General features: G+C 44.7%; 1 rRNA gene. It reads left to right on the top strand.

Going from position 1 to position 219, the window contains the following annotated elements:
- Nucleotides 1–146 precede the first annotated feature (146 nt).
- Nucleotides 147–219 (top strand): 5S ribosomal RNA (gene rrf / locus KVT27_RS26545); the annotation flags it as partial.

Below are 219 nucleotides of genomic sequence, written 5' to 3'. Positions count from 1 at the left end.
AAGAATAATTTCTTTTATGAAGGGTTTCAAGATACGAGTAGTTCGAGGAAGCAATGGAGAGAGGGAAGGAGCGTACTCAAGTACGTGACTGACTGAACGACAGCAGCTGACGAAGAAATACGATGTATATTGAAAGCCGACTATAGTCTAGTGATGATGGCAAAGAGGTCACACCCGTTCCCATACCGAACACGGAAGTTAAGCTCTTTAGCGCCGATG

Origin of the sequence: Lysinibacillus sp. GbtcB16, from assembly GCF_019091145.1 — a bacterium.
Lineage (GTDB): Bacteria > Bacillota > Bacilli > Bacillales_A > Planococcaceae > Lysinibacillus > Lysinibacillus fusiformis.
Note: the sequence above shows the minus strand (reverse complement) of the source record. Positions and strands in the feature narration are given on the sequence as shown.